This is a genomic window from Vibrio sp. D417a, assembly GCF_030248595.1.
In the GTDB taxonomy this organism is placed as follows: Bacteria; Pseudomonadota; Gammaproteobacteria; order Enterobacterales; family Vibrionaceae; genus Vibrio; species Vibrio alginolyticus.
Genome location: NZ_JAHGAM010000001.1, coordinates 386,328 through 413,042 on the forward strand (window position 1 = coordinate 386,328; position 26,715 = coordinate 413,042).

The window sequence follows — 26,715 nt, forward strand, 5'->3', positions numbered from 1 at the left end:
AATGAAATTCGAGCAAAAATGGGCTTTGGATGTTAGCTGCAACTTTTTGCTTACTTTGGGTGGAGGAGTTTTACCCATGTTTGTTTTATGTCACTAAACAGCGAATGTGATGCTTGCTTTTTAGTCATTTTGTTCACTCATTCATTCATATTGCGTATGCTTATTGAATAATAAAGAAATAAAAAACTCGTCAGTTTTCTCGTATTACATGCTGTAACAATCTGTTAGACTCCGGCGCAGATTGTGGAATATAAAAAGGTGATTGAATGTCTTTTCCCGTACTCATCTGTGATGATTCAGCGTTAGCACGCAAACAGATGGCGAGATCACTACCAGCCACATTGAATGCCGATATTACGTTTGCTATCCACGGAAAAAACGCGCTAGAAGAACTCGAAAAAAACGAGTTTAAATTGATGTTTCTTGATTTGACCATGCCAGAAATGGATGGCTTTGAAACACTAGAGCACATGCAACGGTTGGGGGATAAAACTCCGGTGGTTGTGGTGTCGGGGGATATCCAACCTAAAGCGAAAGAGCGCGTGTTCGCACTGGGTGCAAAAGCGTTTATTCAAAAACCGATCGCCAAAGATGAACTCAAGAAGGCGCTTAAAGAGTTGGTCGAGCCAGAACCTCGTCCTCAAATTATTACGCCTGTCTCTATTGAGTTACCGATTTTACGTCGTCGCGATATTTACATGGAAGTGGCTAACGTTTCAATTGGTCGAGCAGCCGATGCATTGGCGCGTCACTTTGATGTGTTTGTGCAACTACCTCTGCCGAACGTCAATATCTTTGAAGTGAGCGAACTTCACATGGCCCTACGCGACTTGGCGTCGCATGACAACGTATCGGGTGTTTGTCAGGGATTTTGTGGTGAAGGTATTGCTGGCGAAGCGCTAGTGATTTTGAGTGATTCAAGCGTATCTGATCTCAAAAAGTTGATGAAAGTACCAGCAGACAGCGAAGAGCTAGAAGAGCTTGAGCTGCTAATGGATATTTCTAATATTTTGGTGGGGTCGTTCTTAAATGGTTTAGGCGAGCAGTCTGAAGTCCGATTCTTCCAAAGTCCACCAGTACTCCTTGGTCAGCATATCTCAATTGACTCGATCATTGAATCTACAACTGGAGCATTCAGCCGCACGATGACATTCGAAGTGAGCTACAACATTGAAGGAACGTCGATTCGTTGTGACTTGTTGTTTATGTTTGTGGATGAATCCTTGCCGCTGCTTGATAACAAACTGTCTTATCTAATGGAGGAGTTCTAATGTTGAATATGCCAGCAGAGTTTGAACAATTCCATTGGATGGTGGATATGGTACAAAACGTCGATATGGGCTTAGTGGTCATTGATCGAGATTACAATGTACAGGTCTGGAATGGGTTTATGACTCATCACAGTGGTTTGCAGTCTCATGATGCGATAGGTCGTTCTATATTTGATATATTCCCTGAAATCCCACAGGAGTGGTTTAAATTAAAAACAAAACCAGTGTATGACCTAGGCTGTCGCAGCTTCATCACATGGCGACAACGACCTTACTTATTCTGCTGTCGCAATGTTCGACCAGTTACGCAGCAAGCGGAGTTTATGTACCAGAATGTTACGTTGAACCCAATGCGCACACCGACTGGAAAAATCAACTCGTTGTTTTTGTCTATACAAGACGCGACGGCTGAAGCTCTGATGTCTCAGAATCAATAGCGATAAAAAACTTTCTCAAAAGCCAAGGTCCGCCTTGGCTTTTTTGTATACTTATAATTGTGTTTCCCAATGCGTAGAACGTGAATATGGACTTTAATCTCGCCCTAAAACTCTACACCGCAGAGCAAGTAAAAAACGGTGAAACGCTGGCTGCGCAAATGGCTGGTGTTTCTATGTATAGCTTAATGCAACGCGCTGGTATGGCCGTGTATGAGCGCTTTTTACATCTGTATCCTAAATCAAAAAATATCTTAGTGATTTGCGGTAAAGGGAATAACGGTGGCGATGGTTACGTATTTGCATCTCTTGCGAAACAAGCTCAACTCAATGTACATGTTTTCCAAATTGGTGATGTATCTGTGCTAAAAGGTGATGCTTTGCGCGCATACCAAGACTGGCAGTCAATCGACGGTGTTAACAATGATTGGGATGAATGGAATACCGCATTGCTAGAAGCAGATGTGATCATCGATGCCATGTTAGGCACTGGTTTAAGCGGTGAGGTTCGTTCGGAGTATCGTCGCTATATTGACCAAATTAATCAAATTCATACCCCTGTGATTGCAGTCGACGTTCCTTCTGGGCTGTGTGCAAATACAGGTGCAGTTTTAGGTGATGCTATTCGTGCCGAGCATACTGTAACCTTCATTGGGGTTAAGCAAGGCTTATGCACTGGACAAGCGAGAGATCGCGTTGGCGAGCTCTACTTTTGTGGTTTAGGCGTCAATACTAAGTTTGATACTATCGAAGTAGAAAGTGCATTAGGTATTGATCATCAGGTTGTCTCAAGATTAATGCCTAAGCCAAATCCAACGGTCCATAAAGGTGACAACGGGAAGTTGCTTTGTGTTGGTGGCAACCAAGGGATGTCTGGAGCGATTCGTTTATGTTCCTCCGCTGCGATTAGAGCCGGAGCGGGTTTAACTGCCGCAATTACTCACACGAGTAGCCTTATTCCACTGCAGGTTGGTTGCCCAGAAGTAATGAGCCAGAGCATCACCGCTGACTTACTCAGGGATACTGAGAACGACTTAACTAAACGCATTCGCTGGGCTGACGTATTCGTGTTTGGTCCTGGCTTTGGAGATGATGAGTGGGCTTATCAAGCCTATCAATATCTGGCTCAAGAGCAGAAGCCTAAAGTTGTTGACGCTGATGGCCTCAATGTTCTAGCGATGCTGAGCCAGCGATGCGATGGCACTCTGGTGTGTGACAACCATCGAGTGATCACGCCGCATCCTGGAGAGGCAGCTCGACTACTAAATGTAACCATTCAACAAATAGAAAGTGACCGATACTCTGCTGCAAGACAACTGCAAGAGCGTTATGGCGGTGTAGTGGTTTTAAAAGGCGCGGGGACGCTTATTTACGATGGAACGAGAATGTACGTCTGTCTAGCGGGTAACGCCGGAATGGCGACGGGGGGAATGGGAGATGTGTTATCTGGAGTCATTGGTGCATTACTAGCCAAAGGTTTACCAATTTCTGTTGCCGCACGTTTAGGTGTGGTACTTCACAGTCATGCTGCTGATATAAACGTGAGTCAGAATGGTCAAATTGGTCTTTTGGCAAGTGATGTCGTTAGCACTCTTCGTACCGCTATCACCCAAGAGCTCTATCGAGTTTAATTAGATTTCATGCATTGCTGAGAAAATTGGTCGATTTTTTTTGAGTACTTTTTTCGAATTAGCAAGGCATCTTAGTATTAGGTGATTGAGTTTTAGGCAGATTTGAGAGGTGATGCGTTTTCATTTTAAAGGGATGACGCAAAGGTTTGCGCAATAGGTTAACTTAAACGTTTTCTTAAGTTGTTGATAATTATAAATAATGAGAAAAAATAACGACTTGAGGAGTGTTTTTGATATGCGATTATCAAGATGGTATCACAAAAAAAATTCAAATATCAGACTTGTAGGAAATAAATCACAGCCTATAATGCTGAAAACCGGAGCGTCTGCCAACGCTCCGGTTTTTTTGTGTCCGAAGAACAGTGAACTCGTCTGCCAACGAAATCACTACGCACTCTGAGATGACACATATACATATGAATCAAGGAATTACACAATGCGTATCGAACAAGAACTTAAGTTAGGTTTTAAAGATGTACTGTTTCGCCCGAAACGTTCTACCCTTAAGAGCCGTTCTCAAGTAAATTTAACCCGCGATTTTACATTCAAGCATAGTGGTCGTCAATGGTCTGGTGTGCCTGTAATCGCAGCAAACATGGATTCGGTTGGTAGCTTTGCAATGGCTAAAGCGCTAGCTGAGCATGGTGTAATGACTGCTGTTCACAAACATTACACGGTAGAAGATTGGGCTGAGTTTGCTAAATCAGCAGATAAAGCAACCCTGAATAACGTAATGGTGTCTACGGGAACATCTGACGCGGATTTCCAAAAAACCAAAGATATTATGGCGCTTTCAGATGAATTTATTTTCATTTGTATCGACATTGCAAATGGTTACTCAGAGCATTTGGTCGAATATGTTGAACGCGTGCGAGCAGAGTTCCCAGACAAGGTCATTTCTGCAGGCAACGTGGTTACTGGCGATATGTGTGAAGAGCTAATCCTAGCTGGTGCAGACATCGTTAAAGTGGGTATCGGACCAGGCTCTGTATGTACAACTCGTGTAAAAACGGGTGTTGGTTACCCGCAGCTTTCTGCAATCATCGAGTGTGGTGATGCAGCCCACGGCCTTGGTGGCATGATCGTCGGTGACGGTGGCTGTTCTTGTGCGGGTGACGTAGCGAAAGCATTCGGTGGTGGCGCGGATTTCGTAATGCTAGGCGGGATGCTAGCGGGTCACGAAGAGTCAGGCGGCGAAGTGATCGAGAAAGACGGCGAGAAGTTCATGAAATTCTATGGCATGTCGTCGAAGAGCGCGATGGATAAGCACTCAGGTGGTGTCGCTGGCTACCGTGCGGCCGAAGGTAAAACCGTATTATTGCCATACCGTGGTAGCGTTCACGGCACTATTCAAGACATCCTTGGCGGCGTTCGCTCAACTTGTACATACGTGGGTGCAGCAAAGCTTAAAGAGCTAACCAAGCGTACTACATTCATCCGCGTTCAAGAACAAGAGAACAACGTGTTCGGTAAAGAGTAAATCGACTGAATGTAACAAGTGTAAAAGCAACCATATATTGATATTTGGTGCAACCATAATTTGATATTGCCTCTTCATAAGTCTATTGCTTTTTAAGTTTATGACATTTTTGAAGAGGCTATTTTATATCTGCTTTAGGATGAAATACCTAGCTAAGTGAGTTTGTTTAACACTTCTATCATGGCGTAGGTTTTTCCAACTTGAGCATTGTAATTTCTCAAACTTAACTAAGCGGCAATGAAAATACATGCTTAACCATAGGAGCCATCGTAATCGCTAAGTCATTAAATAGGCGAGGTCTTCCAGGTTGGTTCCCTTGCTTGATTTGCTTCCATAGCTGAACAGTCTCTTAATTAAAAATGTCCGTTAACAGCGGGTGATTAAAGCTTGGTTGTTGTGTTTCCAATTGGTTGTTCTGTAGCGAGGCTGGCTGTTAGCCTAAGTATATGAGTGAACCTAGCTGCTCAGCTCATGGGTTGAAGATTTAGTTGCCTGATTTAGGAAACAAAGCTAGTACCCGGCACTAATTTGAATTTTAAGGTAATAAATCACGAATATAACAGTAGAAGTGAAAGACATGCGCTTAATCTGATTAAGCGCATTTTCTGTGTTTTAAGTTTAGTATTTCACTTCGTAGTTCAAGTGGAAGCGACGACCCGGTGCGTTGTAGTAACGTGAGTTGTTACGCTCTGATTGCGCGTACGCCGTCATGTAGTCTTCGTTGAATAGGTTTTCAACAGCGAAGCTTAACGTACCGAACGGAAGATCGTAGTCCACACCAGCGTTTGCAACGAAGTAGCTGTCTACTGCGTATTTCGCGCCAGAAGTGATTTCATCTTCTTTATCACGGTTGCCTGAGTAAACCAGCGTCATGTTGTAGCGACCGAATTCGTAAGCGTCGTAACTAATAACAGACGTTACTTTCAATGGTGCGATACGCGTGCCGTCTAGTGGTTCCCAGCCGCTGTCTTCGTTAAGTTTACGCTCACCTTCTTGCCAAGAGATCGTGCTGTCTGTACGCAGGTTAGCAAGAATGCTGTAACCAAGCGTTGCTTCCGCACCCCAAACTTTTTCTGGTGCACGAGTACTTTCTAGCGCATCGCCGGCTTCGTTTACGTTCAGTGTCGAACCTAGGTCAGATTCGCTGTAGAACGCTGCAAGAGAGTAGTCCGCTTCACCAAGGAAACCGCGCACACCCACTTCGTAGTTGTCAGTAGTAATTGGCTTGATAGCACCTTCAACTGTTGAGCTGTTGCCAGAACGAATGTCACGTAGTGCTTCGTTCGTTGACATACCTTGCGCGAAAGATGCAAACAGCTGGTGGTTGTCGGTCAGATCGTGTGTCACACCAATGTTGAATAGGAACTCGTCAAAGTACGGATCACCGCCTTGAACTTGATCACCTGCATTGTTGTGCGTGTTACCTACCGTGAAATCATCCACGCTTAGGCGAACGTACTCGTAACGGATACCGTAAGAAAGAACCGTGTTATCGCTTACATCAGTAATGAACTGTGCGAATGGTGCGATAGCAAATTGCTCTACATCCGGTGTGTTGTTGTAGAAACCGACGCTGTTTGGCTGTTTGAACGACTGTTGTTCAACGTCCATACCCCAAGTCACGAATGCCCAATCAATTTGGCTAGAGATGTTGGCTTTCACGCCGAAACGATCAAAATCTGTCTCGTTGTGGCCGTATAGCGTTTGACCAAAGGTTGGAGAATTTGGGTTCTTGTCTTTCATCGCAAGCGTGAACGTCTCAGTGTCCTGAGTCATCCAGTAACCCGTTACATCTAGCATACCTAAGCTAAAGCCCAGATCTTGGTAACGTGCTTGGTAGTTAGCGAACGTACGTGTCACATCGTTTGGTTTCGCGCCATCTTTGCCTGCAACGCCGTTGTTGTAACCAGGGCCACAGTGAACCGCTTCTGCAGGTTTGCCGTTAGCTGCATCGCCATTCGCTGCACACCAGCCTTCGTTATCAGTAATGTTACGAACGCCAACAGTCAAAGTCAGTGAGCGATCTTCGTCGATGTTACGGTTCCAAACGCCGTTTACGTTTAAGTTGTCCATGTCATCTTCGTTGTTTACCGAAGGTAGGCGGTCACCGTTAGCATCGTAGCTGCCGCCACGTTGCTCGTAACCCAGACCTAAACGCCATTGATCTTTCTTATCACCGCCAGTCGCTTCTTGGTAAACGTTCCAAGTGAACGCATCGCTACCAAACTCTTGGAAGCTTGTGCCAACTTTAGTGCGATATTCTACTGCGCCTTCTTCTGGCATTTTGGTGATCACGTTGATGATACCGCCCTGTGCGCCAAGGCCGTATACCGCAGAACCACCGCGGATAACTTCGATACGCTCAACGTTTTGCGGATCAATCGCCGACAACTCTTGGCCAAAATCTAGGAAGCTGTTGTTTTGTGCAACACCGTCAATCAATAGCAGAACGCGACGACCACGGATTTGGTTTTGACCTTTGCTGCTCAGGTTACCGTGAACAGAAGTCCCCATACCTGGAACCAAGGTTGAAAGCACATCGTTGATGCTGCGGCTTTGGTTCAATTGAGATTGAAGTTGTGCTTGGTCGATAACGGTCACAGAGCGAGGAACGTCGTTAAGCAGCTGTTGAGAACGGCTTGCGGTAACAACCATTGTTTCCATTGCTTGGACTTGGTCGTTACTTTCCGCTGAAACGCCGAAAGGTGAAAGAGTAATTGCACTTACCACTGCAATATTTAGCTTAGATAGTTTGAGTTTCATAACTTCCTGCAACTAAAAGTTGTCTTTTATAAACTTGTTAATAAATTGATTTAGCTAGCGATTATTGAGCACTTTGTAATTACGTGGTAGTCTAGCACGCAAAGAAGTAATGTAAATATCAATAATTATCATTTGTAATTTAATGGGCAATTTTACAGCAGTCGTTATCATTTCAATAATTAGCCAAATGCTGTCTATTCAGCTTGCTTATGCAAGTGGATTAAACGCATCAGTTGTCGATGATCTAGACCATACTATTTCGACGTCGAGTGTGACCCATTTTCCGCGTGTTGCAAGCGTATCTACTTTTGGTGCAGAGCTAGTAATAGCAATGGGTGAGAAGCCTGTTGGTGTGTCCGATTACCCTGGTGGATTTCCTCCTTATCTTTCTGCTTTAAATGACGTCCCAAGTCTTGGTAATCGTTCAAGAACCAGCTTTGAAGCTTTGTACGATGTGAAGCCAGATTTGGTTGTTGGTTTGGGGCGAATGTTAGAGCCTTACTATCAGCGCTTCGTCGAAATCGCACCGCCTCTCGGTTTTGATTTGATTACTTTAGAAGACAGTTTTTCTGCAGTAGAGCGTGCAAGCATGGCAATGGGGCGAGAAGAGCAAGGGAAATCACTAAACATATGTTTTCAGACTTTTCTTGATGAAATGCAATCAAAGCTCGGTAATAGACAGTTTTCTGGTTTGTTTTTGACAAGTGCAGGCGTCACTCCGCGAGCATACTACTCACACTTTATGTCCGTCGCTCTTATGGAAAAATTGAATATCCGAAGTGCGAATGGTGACTCGCCGTACGCGACGAAAACGCCTTTTTCTGGGCAAGTGGGTCTTGAGTGGTTGGTGAAACTCGATCCCGATGTGATTTTCATGTACCAGAACGCCGAGCCACAATTTACCGAATCGAAAATTTGGCAAAGCCTAAAAGCGGTGAAGAACAATCGAGTTTACTTGGTTGATATGACATGGCGAGAGCCAGAAGGGCCGCTTTCACGAATTTGGGTTGCGATGGATATCGCCCACAAAGTGTATCCCGATCTTTTCCCTGCGCCTTCTGTTGAACGAGTTTATGAGGTGATCAATGGCTCATGTTCTTAGGATAACCAAACCAAGTGTGGTGATGGTTCGCAGTTTGGCGACGGCTTTGTTACTAGCTGTGGTTTATGTGTCTTTGTCGAGTGGCATTTACCATTTTGATGCCCAGCAGATCATGGCGTTTTTGATTTCTGATTCAAGCAGCCAAGCATCTTTAGTGTTTTGGGAACTACGTTTACCTCGCACCTTAATCGCACTCTTTGGTGGGGCGGCGTTGGCGGTATCCGGCTCGCTCATGCAAGACATCGTTCGCAACCCGTTAGCGTCTCCAAACCTGACAGGTGTGATGTCTGGCGCTGCGCTTAGCGTGTTAACGGCGACCATGTTCTTGCTGCCATTGCCAACTTTGTTTTGGGGGATTGTAGGTGGTTTGCTTGGCGGTGCCATTACCTTATCCATTAGTTGGAAACAGGGCGTCACACCAGCGCGTTTGGCGTTAGCTGGCATTTCCGTGAGTGCGTTTTGCCAAGCAGCGGTGGCCTACATTCTTCTGTCGGATCGCGTAGACAGTGAGTCACTGTTTTTCTGGTTAACGGGCAGTAACGCAGGCGCGACTTGGTCGGTGTTTACGCCGCTTGTTTATACCGTCATTCCTGCGTTTATCTTGCTTGCGGTGACACATCGACAGCGTGGTTACTTACTGTTGGATGACACCGTTGCTCGTGGTCTAGGTATCGCGATTAACCGTTATAGATTGGCGTTTGGTTTTGTCTCTGTCGTGCTTACTGCAGTTGCGGTTGGTGCATTTGGTCCTGTTGGCTTTGTTGGCCTTGTTGCCCCTCATCTCGCACGCATGATGGGATTGGGGCTTGGCGGTGCAGCTGTGATTGGTGCGGCACTTGTCACCGCAGCGGACCTCCTTTCTCGAACCCTGCTTATGCCGTTGGAAATTCCTATTGGCGTCATTACCGCGACTTTAGGTGCGCCTTGGTTTCTTATGTTGATTGTTCGTAAGCTGAGAGGGAATTAATGAAAACACGTTTCCTATTCCCTTGCTTGGCATTGCTGGTGTTCGCTCCTGCACTGTTTATCGCTTCTAACCCAGAGCTTAGACAAGCAGGCGAGCTGTTTATTACTCACGGTACTTATCACCCATTTTGGTCGCTAACCCTACCAAGGTTTTTGCTGGCAATAATGGCGGGTATGATGCTGGCAGTATCAGGCTTATTGCTGCAAACCACCCTCAAAAACCCGTTGGCAGATAGCGGTATTTTAGGTGTGAACGCTGGTGCTTCTCTTGGTGCCGTCTGTGCGATTTTGTTGCCCGCATGGTTTAATTGGAAAATCACTACAGAAATCGCGTTGCTGCTGTTTTCAATGGCGGGTGGTTTGCTCAGTGCGATTCCTGTTTTGATCGTGAGCCGAATCGGAAATACCAGTCTCACTCTACTCACAGGTGTGGCGATCACGGCGATTCTTGGCGCGTTGAGTTCGGCGCTGATCTTCACTATTGGTCAGGGTAAAACCGACATCGCATTGCAATGGATGGCGGGTGGTATGTATGGACGAGGTTGGGAGCAAGTAAGTTATCTTCTGCCTTGGTTCTTGGCCTGTTTAGCGTTCATTGTTTTGGTGTATTTGCCATTGAAATGGGTACGTTACGATGACGCGATTTTGCGTGGCATTGGTATCAACGGTGCTCTGCTGCGTTTGGGGATTCTGTTAGGTACGGTACTTATTACTGCGCCTGCCGTCTCAGCAGTTGGGCCAATTGGTTTTGTGGGATTGGTGATTCCGCACATTGCACGTTTGCTCAGTGCGAATGATCCTTTACGAACCATGTTTACGACTTTGATTTTCGGCGCTGGCTTCCTCGCTCTTTCAGATGTTTTAGCCAAAAACTTACTTTTCCCAACCGAAATTCCAGCGGGCGTGATTACCGCACTGCTTGGTGTGCCATTTTTCCTCTTCTTGTTAAGGAAACACTCATAATGACCCTATCTTCACAAGGGCTTGAAGGGCAATCGCTCACCTCAGGCTACAACGATACGATGATCTTGAACGATGTGAACATCCGTCTTCAAGAAGGTAAGGTAACGGCGTTCATTGGCCCAAACGGGTGCGGTAAAAGTACGTTGATGAAGACCTTAACCGGTGCGATCAAAGCGAAAAAAGGCGACGTGATCTTTAAAGGTAAAGCGCTTAACCAATGGAAGCTCAAAGATCTCGCTAAGCACATTGCGATTCTGCCTCAACATCCTACGGCGCCAGAAGGTGTCTTGGTCGAGCAGCTTGTTGCGCTTGGTCGTGTTGCGCATCGCAAGTGGTATCAGGGCAATAGTGAACGTGACCAAGAAGTGATTACTGAGTCACTTGCTTCTGTCGGATTGGCTGGTTACGAAAAGCGTGTAGTGAGTACGTTGTCGGGTGGTGAGCGTCAGCGCGTTTGGCTGGCAATGTGTTTGGCGCAAGAAGCTCAGTGGTTATTGCTGGATGAACCAACCAGTTATCTCGATTTAGGTCACCAACTCGAGTTACTTGAAGTGCTCGACAAGTTGAACAAGGAACGCAACTTAACCATCGTTTATGTTCTCCATGAACTCAGCCAAGCTGCGCAGTTCTGTGATGAACTGGTACTAATGAAAAAAGGTCAGATCTTAAAACAGGGTGCGCCTTTGGACGTGCTTACTGAATCGACCCTTGAATCGGTGTTTAAAGTGGAAGGAAAAATGGAAGTCATTGATGGCTACGTTTACTGTTTACCAAAAGCTTATGTTCGTGAGGAAGTGCGTTAATGGAAAACCTGTTTAATCAGTTTCGTACTTTGGTGGCTTTGCCTGAGAATGTTAAAGCGCTGAGTATCACCGAGCAGCAAGCCATCTTGAATCGACACGAACCTTTCTTCCGCTTACGTTTTGTTGAACAGCCGAAAGGCATTAAAGCCAGTGAATGGTTTGAGCGTGAGTTTCCTGCTGTCGTGCAAGATTACGCTAACTCTATTGAGGCAAAGCTGCCATTTGCCGTGCCGATTTGGCAGAAAGTGTTCAACGCGATTTTGCTGACGTCGCTGGTCGGTCACCGTGTGGTGTTTGACCGTGTGTTGCAGTTAAAACTCGATGAACTGTATCTGACCATTGGTGAAGACCATCGTGTCGCAAGCATTGAAGTGTCGAGTGCAACGCCTTTCTTTGCTCTTGAGAGTGGTAACGAAAATGCGATGCAAGTGGAATCGGAACAGGCCTTAGATGAGAAACTCGCGCAGGTCATTACGACGCTCTCGGAGCCATTGGTGCCGTTGTACAAAAAGCAGAAAGTCAGCCCGAAAGTGTTTTGGGGTAATGCCTTGTATGCGTGCGATTTGGCGTTTTCTAAACTTGCGTATCAGCCATTAGCCAATGACATGGTAGAGCTAGACGTGCAAGCGGCATCAAAGTGGCAGCAAACCCTATTTAACGCGGTAACACCAAAAGGCGGTGAGTTAAACGCGGTAAAAAAGGTGACCTTTAATGGTTTTCAAAAGCTCTACGTGAGACGAGAAACGTGCTGTCTGAAATACAAAATTGAAGGCAAAGAGAAGTGCTCAACCTGTAACTTGCATGATTCAGAAATCCAAGAAAACATCATGCGTATGAACATGCTTGGGTTGTTTCAGTAAAATCGATAAATTATCATTTTTTATTGACCACATGTAATTTCAGTAAAAGTCGCTTATTTGAAAAGGTTTTATGTGATTTAGAGCAAAGTTATGGTCTACTGTAGTTGCGGATAAATGGCAGTAGGAAGAATACACGAATCGAAGTGGCTGTTGTTACCTATTTGACTGCTCATACCGTTGCCATTCCGCTGTTAACTCTGCTTTTTCTTTTCTCGCTGCAATCAGCATTTCTATATTTACGTCAGTGTTTGGGTGCCTTTGAATGTATCGCTCGTAATCAACCGGAACACCATTGATGTGCAGTTCAAGATGTAAATGCGGCCCTGTTGTTCTTCCTGTGTTACCCGTTTTCCCTATCACTTGTCCTCGGCTAATCTTCTCACCAACATGGACGTTGCGCTGAGATAAGTGTAGGTAGCGTGATACAGAGCCATTTGTGTGGCGGATATTAATGTAGTTGCCTGCAAAACGGTTGTAGCGGGACTTTAAAACGATGCCATCAGCAATACTACGAATCGGTGTACCTACAGGTGTGGCATAATCAGTGCCTAAGTGCGGAGTCGTTATATTGGTCACTGGATGTGTTCGCTTTAAGTCATAGTCAGAGCTCACTCTGTAGTTTTTATCAAAGGGTGAAGAAAACATGAACTGATTATTTATCGACACACCATGCTCATCAAATACGTTACCGTGACCATCATTGATAATAAATAAATCAGTTTTACTGCCTAAATAGTAAAAAGAACTAATGTAAGTTTCATTTTTACTATTTAATTTAGTTCTTAAGATAAAGTTATCACCTCTTTTAATAGAGTCAATAATATTAAACTTGCTTTTGATAAGTACTAATAGCAAGTTGATCTCTTTTTGACTCACTCCTGATTTTAATAATGAAGCGACAAAAGAGTATTCAACAACACCGATAGTGATTTTTTGCCTACGAGTATTCTTTTTAATTGGTGGCTGCACATTCTCACTTTCGAATTCTAAAGGCTTGATGGTAGGTAGCCTATCCACAGGAGTGAGGAAGTAGTGAGAAAGCGATACGCTAATCAATATGATTAACGCAGTAGTGATAAGGGCTACGGTAGGAGCTTGCACACTCCTTTTTATTATTAAAATAGTCATTAGTTTTGTTGGTTTATCAATACTGACAGTTGTGCGTAGAGTATAATATTTTAAATAAAAACTAGCATTAAAGCATGAGTAATTCCTCTGTTTTAACTAAGTTAATAATTATAGGATGTAAAAATAATTTTAATAATTCAGTTAAAGTGACGGTTGGCTTGGTGTTTATGCCTATTTTGTTGGTGTTAATGTCACGTTGAGAAAATATTTTTCAATAATATAATCTCGGGAAAATATATTTTGCCAAATTACTATGTTCGCTAAAAATACGCTGAAATTAACATTAGGTCTTACGCTTACATCTCTTTTATTGAGTGCATGTGGTGGTGGTGATGGAGGAGACAACACACCTCCAGCTAGAAGCAAAGGAAGCATTTCCGGTATGGTGTTTGACGCCCCAGTCAATGGCGCCAAGATTGAGGTTTTCGAGTTCAAAAATGGAAACTTAGGTCGGAAGTTGGCTAACACTACGTCTGATGCCTTCGGAAACTATCTGCTAGAGTTTGAATCGTCGTCAATGCCTCTTTTTGTTGTTGCAAAAGAGGGGAGTTATACCGATCCGTTTACAAATGAAACGGTATCTGTGAGTAATGCGAAGACACTTAAATTTGAAGGTGTTGTGAACTTTAAAGAGGGGAGTGAGCAAAAGTTAATGCTTACTCCGCTGTCGAACTTGGCAGCAGGCTTGGCAAAGTACAAAATTTCTCAGGGGGCCACAGATAAGAGTGCCTTTTCAACCGCTTTGGATAGTATCAATAGCATGTATGGGTTTGACGTAAATGAGACCAAACCTATTGATATAACCAAAGGTGGGCAAAGCAGTTTTGCTAGTGCTGGGCATCAATACGGCGCTTTATTAACTGCATACTCGTCTTACTCTTACGATCTTATAAAAAAATACGGCAACAGCGATAACGTCTACACTTCAATGCATTTCGCCGACATCCAATATCGGGATGTTATTGCAGATGGTGTTCTTGATGGTCTTGAAGTGAGCAAGACTTCAGGAGCAGTGACTCCCCTCAGCTTTGGACAGAAAAAGATAAACAGCGACGTTTACACACGTGACTTATCTCAGCACGTTTTGATCGTGGTAAACGACCCAAGTATCAATATTTCAGGTACTGATGCTGCCGACTATGTCGACTTTAGTAAGAGGCTTAATGACTTAGGTACATATGGCAGTACAGATGGCGTCATTCCTCCGCGAGATGGGACGGAGATTGATACCACAGCGCCTATCGTGACACGCATTGACCGTGATGTACTTGCTGGCACCGATAAAGTTGATCTAAAAATTGTTGATGACATCGGTGTAGAAGACGTATCCGCCTTTATTCAGTATCAGATTAATGGCTCTTGGTCTGGTGAATTTCAATGTAACGACATACAAGATTTTGGAAGCACATTCTGTTCGGTTGAATTTGATGATTTTGAAGTTGGCCTTCGAGAGACCAACGTTAAAGTTAACATTAATACCAAAGAGATCGATAGTGTAGATATGAACCCTGCCACAGGGCTCTCAAACGTAACAGCAGCACGGTTAGTCTTATATACAGCGGATGTACTGGGTAATGAGTTAATTCCAGGCAGCCATTCGGGTCTTCATATCAACTTTGAATGGGATAACGATGCGCCTGTTATCGATATTACATCGGCGAGTGCAATTAATAACCAACTTAAAGAATACGTTCTGAAAGGGGTTGTAAAAGAAAGCTCGCAAGAGATTAGTTCGGTCAGTATTTCATTTAAAGATGGCTTACATGAGGGCGTCACATGTTCTCCTGTCACTGTAGAGTCTGGAAATGCTTGTGAGTTTAGTAAGGCTTACCCAACTGATGAATTCCTATCTACGACGGTCTTTGAGGTTCGAGCGAGGGATAGCAAAGGCAATACGGGCTCTGCGCAGCATGCAGTAAGTCGTGACGATCAAGCGCCAGCACAGACGATAACCTATCCTGAAGGTACGTCAATGACGTACGTAAATGTGGGTTTAGATGGTGAACGAACCACTTACGATGGTATCTACTCTCAAGATACGTACACCCCAGACAATGTTCAAGCAAGCCGCGATTTCCTGAAGATTGATTATGCGTACGCAAGTTTAGGGATTCAGAACTCATTAAAAGGGATAGATTTTAGTAACTTCAACGCTAATTTATTGAAAGAGAATAAAATCCCTTATGTTCGTGTGAAAGTTTCAGACGTAAACACCGATACGGTTTTAGGCTCCAACGCTAATAAGCTTAAGCTCGTCGTCAAGTACTTCGTAAGCCAAAACAACGATAACAACTACTCACTTCAGCAAGTTATTGACACAACCGCATCCGATGACGATTACATCGCAAAAATTCCGCACGAAACGCTGTTAGATAGCAATGGGCGAGTAGAGGATGTCATCTATTACATTCCTTTTGTAAGAGATATTTTGGGTGACAGCTTTAAATCGGTATCAGAAAACAGTAGTCAAAAGTTAGTCATTCAAACCGTCGATGAGTCTGATAACGAAAGCACTCCAAGAGAAGTATATTTTAGAAGTAGCTTTGACCTACCAACCATAAAAGTGGTGACACCATTTATTGGTGCGCGAGCTCAACTTGAAGGGTTGAGCCCAAGTGGTGAATTCACTTCACTTGCAAGTTGTACCACTATCCAGCAACTGGAAAGTGACCAGTCTATGGCTCTTGACGTAGCGAGCTGTGAAACCACAACTGACGTAGTGAATTATGATTTCATGCGTGTTCGTTTAATTGGTATCGAAGGTAGTGAGCCATACTATTACCAATGGAAAAGAGATCCAGGGACCAAGAAAGTAACGGTTGACTTAAACAAGGCCAATATTGGTGTGTATTTTAAGCTCAAAGGTTCTCAAACTTACTATATTACTGAACTATCGACATATCAGACTGGTTTGTTTGATTTCCAGTGGGATCAAGTGACAGCGGGAGAGAAAACTTCAGAACGTGCGATTCAAATTCTTGATGAGGTGCGCTACGCGTTATCAGGTACGAATAACAACTCATTCTTTGGGTTTGATCCAACGGTTGTGTCTTATGCAACCAATGAAATGCTTACGACTAAAGCGATTCCAGACAAGCCATCAAATGACTATCTACACCGATTCCTTGTTGAAGCAATTGATAGTATTGCCGAGAGAATGCCAAGAAATAACTCATTAGATTTTGCATCTGCTATTTACGATGATTTTAGCTACGATGGAAAAGCAAATGGTATAGGGGCCGGAGGAAGTCAAGTTACGCTCGATTCTTACACGTTTGGCGCTGAAACTTACCGAAAAGATCTGGCGCAATCCTATTATGAAATCATGGCGAGCAAATACGGTATTGAGACCAATATCGCGCAGCTCTATGCTGATGATATTTCGATGGCTAATCCTGACTTAAATGGTAAGAACATTTTTGATACAGAGGGTAGCAGTATCGATACCTTGCCGCCGCAGCCAAAATTAACCATTGAAAGCGGTAGAGAGACGATGGTTGGTAATAGGCTTTATATCGCTGGCGAGGTTGTTTCTAAAATTGTCCTAGACGATCCTTCTGGTATTGTAGGAACCGACGCTTACGGTCCGAAGTTTAGCACGATGTGGTATCAAGCTAATGAGCCAAATATTGAAATACCACTGGACATCAACATCGTAGAAAACTCAGACAGCAGCAATGCTTATCGAAAAGAGTACTTCTTCACCCTTAACTCCCAGTCTAGTGAACTAAAAGATATTATAGAGTTTGCCGTGGAGACCAGTGCTATGGACCCACATGGCAATGCGTATGGTTACAATGGTAAATCTCCGTTTATAGAATCGGTGTTTATTGATAACGACTTCCCTAAGGCCAGTTACCTTCCACCGAATGATGTCGATGGTAAACCTGTAGAAAACGGTATTTATTTAAATGCGAACAATACTCATGAATTAACCTTCAAGGTTGAGGATATTGTTGGTGATAAGCTTGCCTCGAGGGGCCTTGTTTTCTATCAGCAAACCGGTGAAAAAGTAACATATACACCAGAAAACTTTGCAAGTAACTCGAAAGACGCGTTTAAAGTCAAACTATGTACGGGCGAGATTTGTTCAAATCAAGGCTCTACGATTTATCCTGGTGATGGAGATTGGTTAGTTGTTGCAGCAGCAGAGGACAACTTAGGTAACTCCGTTTCAGAGTTAACTAGCACCGCTCCGAGATTCAATATTCGTATCGACTCTGAAGCCCCTATTGTAAAAAGTGAGCAGGTTCAAAGCCGTTTAGGTGGTAATAACCAATGGACACCTGTCATTGATTGGGGGACGTTAAGCTCTGGCAATAACGTAAAAATAGATTTGCGCCGCGGATCTGGTCAGGCTCTGACATTAGAAAGCTGTGACCCTCTAACAGAGGCGTGTGACGTACCATACCTAGTTGGTGAACAGCCTGACGTCAAAGTCCAACTGGTTTCAAAAGCATTTGATTACGATGAATGGAATGAATTTTACGTCACTGCGACGGACAACGCTTACCCTGCCAATGTTAGTACAACAGGGAAATTTACCTTCCAAGTCGATAACAAAGGCCCTGAAATCATCCTAAATACGCCTTGGGTTGAAGACACATTGTCCAAAGAGAACTATGTTATAGGGCGTGAGTTCAACGTGCGATTTAAATCCGTAATAGACGATTCAGACCTTGAGCAAGTCTCGCTGTATCAAAGTGGTAAAGATTCGCCAATTAAGACAATTGTGCCAACGGATTCATCTAAAGAGTTTGTCATGTCTCTTATCAAGAGTGACACAGATAAAATAGACATTTCTGAAGATGAAAAAACAACGTCATTGTATGTAAAAGCAACCGATATTTATGGTTTTGAGTCTAGTTCTAACGCGCACAAGGTTATTCTTGATCGTGATGGACCAACATTAGGATTAAGTGGTTTCAATGCGAATGACTACTACTTAGGTAACTATGTCTTTGACCTAACGGCGCTAGACCTAAATGCTAACGGTGATGTTTCAATTAATGGCGTAAATAGAGAAAGCCTAGAGTATTGGACGTTTAGCGATCTGGAACCATTACCTGGCTCTCCTGGTACAAAAATCAATGAGGATCTCAAAGTGAGCCTTGGTGATTTAGGTACGGGTACACACAAGATTCGTTTAAAAGGGTCTGATGTTCGTGGCAACACAACCTTAACCAGTGATGAGCAAGATTTTACCGTCAAAGTGTACAACTCAATCCCGCAGGTGACGCTGGCGATGAGTTACACGGATGGAACGCCAATTACAAACAACACCATCTATCAAGATGGGAATATCGTACTTACGCTTGATATTGTTGATGATAGTGGCGTTGATCGAATTGACTCAACGTATAGATTCTCTGGAGAGCAAAACGGGACTAACTTTACGTTCTCAGAAACCGCAGATGGCACTTGGACTGCAACGTTGCTTTCTACACAAATTGCCAAAGATGGTAATTATGAACTTGATATCAAAGTTTATAACAAAGTTCGTTACCTTGATGAAAAAGACCGAAAGGTTGGAAAAGTAAACCAAACCTTTAGCGTACAGCGTGAAGGCGTGGTTCTAACAGTTGAAAGCCCGCTGGACTTCCAAAATTACTTATCTGATGGTGTTCTTGATGTCACCTTTACTACATTGAGTGCGGTCAAAGCCAAAACGTTAGAGTGTTGGGTTCGTGAAGAATACAACTCTCTAGATGCGCCACCAACTAATGAGCAACCAACTTCTGGTGTTATCAACGTATCGCAAGAACCTTACAGTTGTAGTGTCAATGTTGGGCAAAACATGACCAAAGCACCTGTCACTTTGATCACTAAAACCTTGGGTACAAATGGGCGTGAAACGATCAACAAGTTCAATTTCTCGATGGTGGATATTGATGCACCGACAGTCGTGGATGGTAACTCATACAGTTTTAAAGGAAGTGATGTTTGGTTTGATGAAGCTTTGAAGAAGAAGATGCTCACATTTGAGCTCTCTTTTAATGATGCTTTATCAGGCGTGAATACCGAAAGTTCAGATGAATATCCAAAGTTGGTTCGTAATCTTGGCAACAAAGCTTATACACCAACGACTTGTGCCAAAGGTGTTGGAAATATCAAGTGTACGTATTCTGAATCCTATGCCGATATTATTGATGGCCTGAGTACAACTCAAGAATACAAAATCAAGAACTTATCTGATTTAGCAGGAAACTTGACGCCAGAGCACGATCTACTGCTTGAATTACCTAAAGGTTCGGTAGTCGTCGAAATTACTGATCCGGTTGGAAACACAACCATTAATGGTCAGCAGCTTGTCGCCAAATTCAGAATTAAGCTGTATGAAAACTCTAGACTAGACAATGTGATGGCCAGATTTGGAACGGAATCCTACAACTATAAAGATAACCCGGAGAAGTTTGCACAATTAGAGGTGTGTGCAGATGACCCAACCTACAAGTGTTCAACATTTACGAGTGAACTTCCTAGCGATGCGGATGGAAAAACGATCAGGACAACGATTATCGCAACGGATGTGTGGTCGAGAGTCGGTGAAGCGACCGTTGATATTAAAGTTGACAATACATCTCCAAGTGTTGGCGATGAGATTATCGTAACTGAATCGCCAACAAATCCAGATAACGTTCGTTTTCGTTTCGACATAACGGACACTGGTAGCAGCCTGGCAAAAGTAAACTATTCGGTTTTAAACCCAAGCTATCAAGAAGAAAGAGTAGAGGATGGGAACGGTTCATCTACGTACTTTGAACTATCAAAATCTCAGTTAGAGGGGCGTGGTTCAATCACGGTTGATATCAAAGCGACAGATAGCGTCGGACTGTATTCTGATATCAGAAAAGTCATTGATATTAGTGTTCCTAAAGTCACGATTGATTTCGATGGAATTACGAGTTTGCAGGGTGGGAAACTGTTTTTAACCAAGGCGAGCCAGCCATTCACGGTATCTACGGTGGAAGGAGAAAGAGTGAAAGCTTCACAGTATTCTGTGGAGCTTATTCCAAGCCTCGGTGATTCCTTGCGTTACTCAGGTGATGTTATCTCATCTAGTGGTAATGGAATGATGAACTTTGCCGTCGATAACCAAGGGTCATATACCCTTAAAGTGACAGTGACGGACTCAGTTGGAAGAGAGAATACAAGCTTTGAATTACTAGGCAAAAGTTATGATGGAAAGGTTATAGAATCTATTGTTGATTATGACGCTCCAAGTATTTCGGGCTTAAGTGCTAATCAAACCTCTAAGGTGCCGACAAACGATAAGTATCAACTAGAAATTAGTGCATACATTACAGATAAAAATTTAAATCTCGTCACGTCAAAAGCGGTGAGTGGTGGCAGCACTGTGGCTCCTCAAGCGATTACTGAGCCAACAACCGAAGCGGGGCCTTATGTCATAAGCTACTTGTTACCGAAAGGCGATCATACGATCACGGTAGCAGCAACAGACAAAGTGGATAATAAGAACGAGAGTTCTATTGACGCACATGTGGAAGCTGCAACCGTTCCCGGGCTAAGTATATCTACTGCTTCAAGCGCCCCTCTTTTTGGAGGTGAAGAGATTACACTTACGTTTAACTTTACAGAAAAAGTTACTAACTTTGATATCTCAGATGTCCACCTTGTCGCTAGTGATAACGGTGCAACAGGAACGTTAAAGCAAGATACGTGGTCCACTTCAGACAACGTTACGTGGACGGTTAATTACATCAGTCCAGAAAAGCAAGATAAAAACATAACAATACAGGTAGAGGATGATAGCTACCAAAGTATCAACACCATTCCTGGAAAAGGAAGCAGTTTAAGTATCGCGGTTGAAGGAACCTTACCAAAACTGACCAATGTGACATTTAACCCCGAGCATCAGAGCGTGGGGCAAAGCGTGAGTGTCTCGCTTGAGTTTGATAAAGAGCTCCAAGAGGCGACCGCTACGCTTGGCGGCAATCGCATTAGTTCTCTGTCAGCAACGGCAGATAAAAAGGTCTGGGTTGGTGATGTACAAGTTCCGAGCACCGCGCTGTTAAGTGTCGACTTGGTTGTTAGTCAGTTTAAAGATTTGACTGGCAACATAGGTGAGGATAACACCGCTCACGAATTGCCAATCACGCCAACCTTAGCTATTACGCCAGTGGGCAGTGTGGATGAAACGCATGCCGCCACGCTACAATTCGAAGGTACGTCGACACGTTTTGACGGCCAGTCCCTGCGTCTTGAAGTGAAAGCCCAAGGCAGCGCGACGGTATTGAAAAGCAGCAGCGCGACAGTACAAGCCGGTGGCACTTGGACCAGTAACGCGATTGATATGAGTCATCAAACCAATGGCACTTACATCGTGATGGTGACGGGGACGAATTCAGCGGGCATTGAAGTGAGTGAAAGCCAGAGCTTTACACTCGCGCAGTCTCTGCCAACGCTGACTAACGTGACGTTTACGCCTGAGCACCAAGCCATCGGCCAAAGCGTGACGGTAACGCTGGAATTCGATAAAGATCTGCAATCCGCCGCAGCGGAGTTAGGTGGCACGACGATCACCTCGTTAGTGGCAACCGCGAACCCAAGTGTTTGGACTGGTGATGTGGTGGTACCAAGCACGTCAGAGCTCAATGTGGCGTTGCGGGTTAGTGACTACCAAGACTTATCAGGAAACACCGGTAGCCAGAACACGGCTTACTCCATGCCGATCACACCAACCTTAGCCATCACGCCGGTGGGCAGTGTGGATGAAACGCATGCCGCCACGCTACAATTCGAAGGTACGTCGACACGTTTTGACGGTCAGTCCCTGCGTCTTGAAGTGAAAGCCCAAGGCAGCGCGACGGTACTAAAAAGCGGCAGCGCGACAGTACAAGCCGGTGGCACTTGGACCAGTGACGCGATTGATATGAGTCACCAAACCAATGGCACTTATACCGCGATGGTGACGGGGACGAACTCAGCGGGCATTGAAGTGAGTGAAAGCCAGAGCTTTACACTGGCGCAGTCTCTGCCAACGCTGACTAACGTGACGTTTACGCCTGAGCACCAAGCCATCGGCCAAAGCGTGACGGTGACGCTGGAATTCGATAAAGATCTGCAATCCGCCGCAGCGGAGTTAGGTGGTACCACGATCACTTCATTAGTGGCAACCGCGGACCCAAGTGTTTGGACTGGTGATGTAGTGGTACCAGACTCGTCAGAGCTGAATGTGGCGTTACTAGTTCGTGACTACCAAGACTTATCAGGGAATACCGGTAGCCAGAACACGGCTTACTCCATGCCGATCACGCCGACCTTAGCTATTACGCCAGTGGGCAATGTGGATGAAACGCATGCCGCCACGCTACAATTCGAAGGCACGTCGACACGCTTTGACGGTCAGTCCCTGCGTCTTGAAGTGAAAGCACAAGGCAGCGTGACGGTACTAAAAAGCGGCAGTGCAACAGTACAAGCCGGTGGCACTTGGACCAGTGACGCGATTGATATGAGTCATCAAACCAATGGCACTTATACCGTGATTGTGACGGGGACGAACTCAGCGGGCATTGAAGTGAGTGAAAGCCAGAGCTTTACACTCGTGCAACCTCTGCCAACGCTGACTAACGTGACGTTTACGCCTGAGCACCAAGCCATCGGCCAAAGCGTGACGGTAACGCTAGAATTCGATAAAGATCTGCAGTCCGCAGCGGCGGAGTTAGGTGGTACAACGATCACTTCATTAATGGCAACCGCGGACCCAAGTGTTTGGACTGGTGATGTGGTGGTACCAAGCACGTCAGAGCTCAATGTGGCGTTGCTTGTTCGTGACTACCAAGACTTATCAGGAAATACCGGTGGCCAGAGCACGGCTTACTCCATGCCGATCACGCCAACCTTAGCTATTGCGCCAGTGGGCAGTGTGGATGAAACGCATGCCGCCACGCTACAATTCGAAGGTACGTCAACACGTTTTGATGGTCAGTCCTTGCGTGTTGACGTGAAAGCCCAAGGCAGCGCGACGGTATTGAAAAGCAGCAGTGCAACGGTACAAGCCGGTTGCACTTGGACCAGTGACGCGATTGATATGAGTCACCAAACCAATGGCACTTATACTGTGATGGTGAAGGGGACGAACTCAGCGGGCATTGAAGTGAGTGAAAGCCAGAGCTTTACACTCGCGCAGTCTCTGCCAACGTTGACTAACGTGACGTTTACGCCTGAGCACCAAGCCATCGGCCAAAGCGTGACGGTAACGCTGGAATTCGATAAAGATCTGCAATCCGCCGCAGCGGAGTTAGGTGGCACGACGATCACTTCATTAGTGGCAACCGCGGACCCAAGTGTTTGGACTGGTGATGTGGTGGTACCAAGCACGTCAGAGCTCAATGTGGCGTTGCTTGTTCGTGACTACCAAGACTTATCAGGGAATACCGGTAGTCAGAACACGGCTTACTCCATGCCAATTACACCGACAATACACCTAGACGTTATCAACGATGTTACTGGAGTGGAAAGCGTGACAGTAAGTGGTAGCAGTGAACGGTTTGAAGATGGTGAGTTCATAGATATTAAAGCAGTCGACGCTGATGGTACAGAAGCCACAGGCATGGCTACCGTGCTTTCAGACTCATGGACAACTGATTTAGATCTCTCAGGACTCAAGGAGGGTGTAGTGACGATTTATGTAAATGGTACCAACAAGCTTTCCGCCTCTGCGGAAGAGGCTCAAGCAACATTTAACTATGATCGTTTCGCAAGTACAGCCTCCTTAGGTGCTGTTTACAACCGATATTTTAGTGATAACAAAACTTTAAAAAATGCGGCATAAATAAAGCGAGCGTTTAGCTCGCTTTATTTCTTTGGGACTTTTTGTGATATTTATCAAAATAATTGCCTTTATTGATAAGTTACTCGAATTAATGAATCGTCTTAATACAAGGCTGAATAACTATAATAACTAGGCCAATGTTGCTTTTAGGTGTGTATGAAGTGATTGTGATGGTCGCTCGGCAGGTGCTGTGGTGAATGTGTCGCGTTGAAAATCTTTTTAAATATTATATATTTACGCTCGTTTCTATACTCTGAGTATAGTGTTCTGCATGAGGTCGATGGGTCATACCTCGCCTCTTTAACTCGCGATGAAGCAAATTTAATCCTAGCAAGCTTCAGAGCAGTTACTTTTGTGAGTGCGTAATGCGCTCACCTTTTTATTTAAACTTCCTCAGTAACAGTCAATTTGTTGTTTGTTGCTGAGGAGGGCACCTCATAAACTTCTGAATTTCCTCGTGCTTACCTGAAGCGCACGTTACTACGATTTTTGTTAACTTCAGTCCATAAATTAAATTTTTTTAGATAGTAAGATTTTACCATTTTGACAGAGTGGGTGATGTTACTGGCTTTTATTGTGGTTAAATCGCATGTTTTAATAGTAAAAATCACCATTTTTTTGGTGTTTTTGATTTCGGGCGATTTTTCTATCTCGTTGAAAATAAATGGCTAAGTAAGTAGGATACGCAGACCAAATCGTACTTGTAAGCCTTATCAGCTTAATTGTCACCGCAGCCATATTTACGATGTTGGTTGTGGAGAATTCAAATGCATTTAGTTTGCAAATTTATACCTAGCTCGAAGCTATCCTCCAACGAGCTATCTTATGTTCTTACACCGGACGAGTGTATAGGACAGCTTTCGCGTTTGCGAAATTCAGATGACATCCTTAGAAACCTCCCTAAAGAATTGGCGCAAAAGATTTCCATCTCTGCCAAAAAAACGACCAGCGCATTGCTAGCTGCGATAAGAATCGAATTGGGGAAAGGCAATTGGGTGTCATTATCTACCGTTGCTCGTCGTTCGCCATTGACGGACTCTCAGCTGCAAAGCTTCCCTAGACTTAAATCACTCGTTGACTCTGTATCTGCTTCGAATGAAAGCAAAGCTTTTAAAGCGGGTTATAAGCAGGTTACTGACGATGTTGCTTTAGTTCGTAGTTACACGCATGTCCCCTCTGAGCCAAGTCCAGATCAAAAAATCGTTGTCGAGTTTGCAGGGCAGTGGTCTAGCAACGCGGCATGTTTGATGTTGGGAAAAACCGAAGCTCAAAAAGAAAAAGTGACTGTAGGCAAGGCTGATACAGAAAACAAACACCGCAGCCTCGCGATATTTAAAGATCTCGAAGCTGAGGGCAAAACGCTCTATATCAAAATCCCTTGCACTGACCAGCCTCAGCCAATTTTGCTTAAACTCGCCGAAGATCTGCAACCCGTTGATAAAGAAATTCAAATGGATGAGTGGGATAACGTGTTGGTGCCTGTGGTTCCGCTGCACTTCCCTGGTAGCGATAAATCAGATGAAGCTGCGGAAGTGTTTAAATCAGGCTACGTGTATGTTGTTTGGCACAATAAAATTTGGCGCGAAGTGGCAATTACGGAAAATGGTTACTTTTCAGATACGGACATTAATAGTGTTCGTGAAGGCTCTAGACCCAAAAGGCACGCCGATATCTATATGACCAATCCTGAAACAGGCGGTGTTTTCGCTTATGAGCCTTTCCAAATCGTGCAGAACGGCAAGGTGGTAAGTGAAGGCTCTTTGAATGGCTCTGGAGAGGCTCGAGTGTTCAACTTAGTTGAGGAAGAAGTTGAGATAGTCATGACCGGCTATGAGCCACAAATCAAAGAAAAGATTGAAACAAATTTGAGCCCTATTAATGCTTCTAGCCCAGTGGAGCGGAGCGCGCAAGGTTACCCTCTCCCGCATATATGGCTTCCTTACAAGATTAAAGGTGAGCCTCAAGAAGTATATTTGGCTTATAACAGTAAACGATTGAGCGAGAGTGAACTATCTCAACTAGAAAGTGATCCCGGAACCAAGGCCATAAAAGTCACTGATCTTAACCATTATAGCAGTGAGAAAAGCTTTAAAATTGGAGACGGTTCTGTTCGTCTGCTCTCAGTATTACCAAGTGCTGCGACCTCAAAACCTGAAAAATACGCAATGTTACGAAGCCAGGTAAATAAAAATGTAGCGGTCGTGTATTTACTTAAATCTGTCGAGATAGTTTTCGAATATCCGGGCTATACGACGCTGGACGAGTCAGATGATTACTTTGAGTTAAGGCAAAGCGATGGTGATTGGTCGCAGCGAGTGTGCTTGCGCCAATGTATAAAAAAAGAGAATGGTTCTAGGTTGATTCGTTTTACTGGTTGGCCTGCAGAGGTTAAAGAAGTGGATCTTCTCCGTGGTTATCAGGGCAATAGTCATCACGGAAGAGATAATAAAACGGTCATTTTTGCTCAAACACCCATTGCGGATTTACTGGCTTATAAGAAAAAAGATCAGACAAGTTAA

13 protein-coding genes are annotated in these 26,715 nt (G+C 44.4%); 11 read left to right on the plus strand and 2 right to left on the minus strand.

All coding sequences use genetic code 11. From position 1 onward, the window contains the following. Window positions 1-266 precede the first annotated feature (266 nt). The 4 genes from KI742_RS01815 (at window position 267) to KI742_RS01830 (ending at window position 4,816) form a co-directional block, all read left to right on the plus strand. Window positions 267-1,271, plus strand: a complete 1,005-nt coding sequence (locus KI742_RS01815) for a response regulator (RefSeq protein WP_005373466.1) — start codon at window positions 267-269, stop codon at window positions 1,269-1,271. Continuing rightward, entirely contained in the window at window positions 1,271-1,708 is a 438-nt protein-coding gene (locus KI742_RS01820; protein WP_005373463.1) for a PAS domain-containing protein, read from the plus strand. The genes KI742_RS01815 and KI742_RS01820 overlap by 1 nt, the downstream gene beginning before the upstream one ends. 86 nt (window positions 1,709-1,794) lie before the next feature. Continuing rightward, window positions 1,795-3,336, plus strand: a complete 1,542-nt coding sequence (locus tag KI742_RS01825; RefSeq protein WP_213906154.1) for an NAD(P)H-hydrate dehydratase — start codon at window positions 1,795-1,797, stop codon at window positions 3,334-3,336. A 436-nt stretch (window positions 3,337-3,772) separates the two neighbouring features. Continuing rightward, window positions 3,773-4,816 carry a GMP reductase gene (locus tag KI742_RS01830; RefSeq protein ID WP_213885463.1) on the plus strand — a complete coding sequence of 348 codons (1,044 nt, stop codon included), beginning with the start codon at window positions 3,773-3,775 and terminating at the stop codon, window positions 4,814-4,816. 618 nt (window positions 4,817-5,434) lie between these two features. Here KI742_RS01830 and KI742_RS01835 read toward each other — a convergent pair. Further along, entirely contained in the window at window positions 5,435-7,579 is a 2,145-nt protein-coding gene (locus KI742_RS01835) for a TonB-dependent receptor (protein ID WP_285384931.1), read from the minus strand. 142 nt (window positions 7,580-7,721) lie between these two features. Here KI742_RS01835 and KI742_RS01840 point away from each other — a divergent pair, with 142 nt between their 5' ends. The 5 genes from KI742_RS01840 to KI742_RS01860 are packed head-to-tail and all read left to right on the plus strand — an operon-like array spanning window position 7,722 to window position 12,273. Then, entirely contained in the window at window positions 7,722-8,681 is a 960-nt protein-coding gene (locus KI742_RS01840) for an ABC transporter substrate-binding protein (RefSeq protein ID WP_285384930.1), read from the plus strand. Next, on the plus strand, window positions 8,665-9,648 hold the full coding sequence (locus tag KI742_RS01845; RefSeq protein ID WP_285384928.1) for an iron ABC transporter permease: 984 nt from the start codon (window positions 8,665-8,667) through the stop codon (window positions 9,646-9,648). The genes KI742_RS01840 and KI742_RS01845 overlap by 17 nt, the downstream gene beginning before the upstream one ends. Next, window positions 9,648-10,610, plus strand: coding sequence for an iron ABC transporter permease (locus KI742_RS01850; protein ID WP_285384927.1), 963 nt, complete (start codon window positions 9,648-9,650; stop codon window positions 10,608-10,610). Before KI742_RS01845 ends, KI742_RS01850 begins: the two co-directional genes overlap by 1 nt. Next, on the plus strand, window positions 10,610-11,413 hold the full coding sequence (locus tag KI742_RS01855) for an ABC transporter ATP-binding protein (protein WP_285384925.1): 804 nt from the start codon (window positions 10,610-10,612) through the stop codon (window positions 11,411-11,413). The genes KI742_RS01850 and KI742_RS01855 overlap by 1 nt, the downstream gene beginning before the upstream one ends. Further along, complete coding sequence (locus tag KI742_RS01860) at window positions 11,413-12,273, plus strand: (2Fe-2S)-binding protein (protein ID WP_285384924.1); 861 nt, start codon at window positions 11,413-11,415, stop codon at window positions 12,271-12,273. The genes KI742_RS01855 and KI742_RS01860 overlap by 1 nt, the downstream gene beginning before the upstream one ends. 153 nt (window positions 12,274-12,426) lie before the next feature. Here the strand turns inward: KI742_RS01860 and KI742_RS01865 are convergent, their stop codons facing one another. Next, the gene (locus KI742_RS01865; RefSeq protein ID WP_132937171.1) at window positions 12,427-13,401 is read right to left on the minus strand and encodes a peptidoglycan DD-metalloendopeptidase family protein; all 975 of its coding nucleotides are present in this window, start codon (window positions 13,399-13,401) and stop codon (window positions 12,427-12,429) included. A gap of 253 nt (window positions 13,402-13,654) precedes the next feature. On the opposite strand from KI742_RS01865, the gene KI742_RS01870 reads away from it, so the two are divergent. Together KI742_RS01870 and KI742_RS01875 are read left to right on the plus strand one after the other, a co-directional pair. Continuing rightward, window positions 13,655-24,196, plus strand: a complete 10,542-nt coding sequence (locus KI742_RS01870; protein WP_285384923.1) for a tandem large repeat — start codon at window positions 13,655-13,657, stop codon at window positions 24,194-24,196. Between the two features lie 767 nt (window positions 24,197-24,963). Continuing rightward, the gene (locus KI742_RS01875) at window positions 24,964-26,715 is read left to right on the plus strand and encodes a hypothetical protein (protein WP_213866793.1); all 1,752 of its coding nucleotides are present in this window, start codon (window positions 24,964-24,966) and stop codon (window positions 26,713-26,715) included.

Bases quoted from the DNA above. Each gene is read 5' to 3' on its own strand.
- KI742_RS01815 (WP_005373466.1), top strand. From the start codon at position 267: ATGTCTTTTCCCGTACTCATCTGTGATGATTCAGCGTTAGCACGCAAA.
- KI742_RS01820 (WP_005373463.1), top strand. From the start codon at position 1,271: ATGTTGAATATGCCAGCAGAGTTTGAACAATTCCATTGGATGGTGGAT.
- KI742_RS01825 (WP_213906154.1), top strand. From the start codon at position 1,795: ATGGACTTTAATCTCGCCCTAAAACTCTACACCGCAGAGCAAGTAAAA.
- KI742_RS01830 (WP_213885463.1), top strand. From the start codon at position 3,773: ATGCGTATCGAACAAGAACTTAAGTTAGGTTTTAAAGATGTACTGTTT.
- KI742_RS01835 (WP_285384931.1), bottom strand. From the start codon at position 7,579: ATGAAACTCAAACTATCTAAGCTAAATATTGCAGTGGTAAGTGCAATT.
- KI742_RS01840 (WP_285384930.1), top strand. From the start codon at position 7,722: ATGGGCAATTTTACAGCAGTCGTTATCATTTCAATAATTAGCCAAATG.
- KI742_RS01845 (WP_285384928.1), top strand. From the start codon at position 8,665: ATGGCTCATGTTCTTAGGATAACCAAACCAAGTGTGGTGATGGTTCGC.
- KI742_RS01850 (WP_285384927.1), top strand. From the start codon at position 9,648: ATGAAAACACGTTTCCTATTCCCTTGCTTGGCATTGCTGGTGTTCGCT.
- KI742_RS01855 (WP_285384925.1), top strand. From the start codon at position 10,610: ATGACCCTATCTTCACAAGGGCTTGAAGGGCAATCGCTCACCTCAGGC.
- KI742_RS01860 (WP_285384924.1), top strand. From the start codon at position 11,413: ATGGAAAACCTGTTTAATCAGTTTCGTACTTTGGTGGCTTTGCCTGAG.
- KI742_RS01865 (WP_132937171.1), bottom strand. From the start codon at position 13,401: ATGACTATTTTAATAATAAAAAGGAGTGTGCAAGCTCCTACCGTAGCC.
- KI742_RS01870 (WP_285384923.1), top strand. From the start codon at position 13,655: ATGTTCGCTAAAAATACGCTGAAATTAACATTAGGTCTTACGCTTACA.
- KI742_RS01875 (WP_213866793.1), top strand. From the start codon at position 24,964: ATGCATTTAGTTTGCAAATTTATACCTAGCTCGAAGCTATCCTCCAAC.